The organism is Sphingobium sp. ba1 (genome assembly GCF_000743655.1).
Taxonomy (GTDB): domain Bacteria; phylum Pseudomonadota; class Alphaproteobacteria; order Sphingomonadales; family Sphingomonadaceae; genus Sphingobium.
The window spans coordinates 2,247-3,435 of record NZ_JPPQ01000034.1; the positions used below are offsets into that span (position 1 = coordinate 2,247).

Below are 1,189 nucleotides of genomic sequence, written 5' to 3' on the forward strand. Positions count from 1 at the left end.
GGCTGCCGCCGTGCTGCTGGCGGTGCAGATGCGCAATGCGGACGAGAATGGCTAGAGCGGGACGGCGCGCTTAGCCCCGGCGGACCGTCACTTCGGCCCCGGCCATGCCGCGCGTCAGGGCGAAGGGTTTATCGACGCTGACCCTCGCTTCCATCACGCCATTCATCGCGAGGCAGCAGGCGCCCAGTCTTTGCGCGAACATCTCGATCAACGGGATATGCACCAGCGCCAGATCTTCGGCGGCCTGCGCTACTTTGCGATAATCGACCGTCTCGCCGATCGCCTCGATCTGACCCACGGCCAACGTCAGTTCGACCGAAATGACCAGCGGTTGCCGCCTTCCGATCTCATCGGGATTGATGCCGATATCGGCCAGCAGGGGCAGGTCGCGCACCCGGACCTTGGTCGTGCAGATATTGTCCGTCATGCCTTCGCCCTTTCCGCCGCCAACACCGTATTGTGGAGCAGGCAGGCGATGGTCATCGGACCCACGCCGCCTGGCACCGGCGTCACCGCCTTGGCATGGTCCAGTTCCTGCGTCGCGCAATCGCCGACGATCTGCGATGATCCGTCCGGCTGCGCGATGCGATTGATGCCGACGTCGATCACGATCGCGCCGGGCTTCACCCAATAGCCGCGCACCAGATGCGGCGCGCCCGCGGCAGCGACGATGATGTCCGCCTTGCGCGCGATGTCGGGCAGGTGCAGCGTTTCGATATGGGTGACGGTCACCGTCGCCTCCCGCTCCAGCAGCAGCATGGCGACCGGCTTGCCGACGATATTGGACTTGCCGATGACCACGGCATTGAGCCCGCGATAATCATCGATCACGCTGTCGAGCAGGCGCATGATGCCTAGCGGCGTGCAGGGCACCAGCCCGCCGGTACCGGTGGACAGCCGCCCGACATTCACCGGGTGGAACCCGTCGACATCCTTGGCGGGATCGATGCGGTCCAGTACCAGCGCCGCGTCGATATGGGGGGGCAGAGGCAGCTGGATCAAAATGCCATGAATGGCCGGATCGCCGTTCAACTGGTCGATCAGCGTCAGCAGGGCGTCCTGCGGATGATCGACCGGCAGCCGATGTTCGACCGACCGGATGCCGACGCGCGCGCATTCGCTGATCTTGCGGCGGACATAGACCTGGCTTGCCGGATCGTCACCGACCAGCACCACCGCCAGCGCGGGC

General features: G+C 65.3%; 2 protein-coding genes. Both read right to left on the reverse strand.

Annotation, left to right across the window (positions count from 1 at the left end):
* Positions 1 to 70: 70 nt before the first annotated feature.
* Positions 71 to 427, reverse strand: coding sequence for a dihydroneopterin aldolase (locus IL54_RS02380; protein ID WP_037472837.1), 357 nt, complete (start codon positions 425 to 427; stop codon positions 71 to 73).
* Positions 424 to 1,189, reverse strand: a 766-nt coding sequence (locus IL54_RS02385) for a bifunctional 5,10-methylenetetrahydrofolate dehydrogenase/5,10-methenyltetrahydrofolate cyclohydrolase (protein WP_037472852.1), incomplete at its 5' end; no start/stop codon positions are given. The genes IL54_RS02380 and IL54_RS02385, both read right to left, overlap by 4 nt.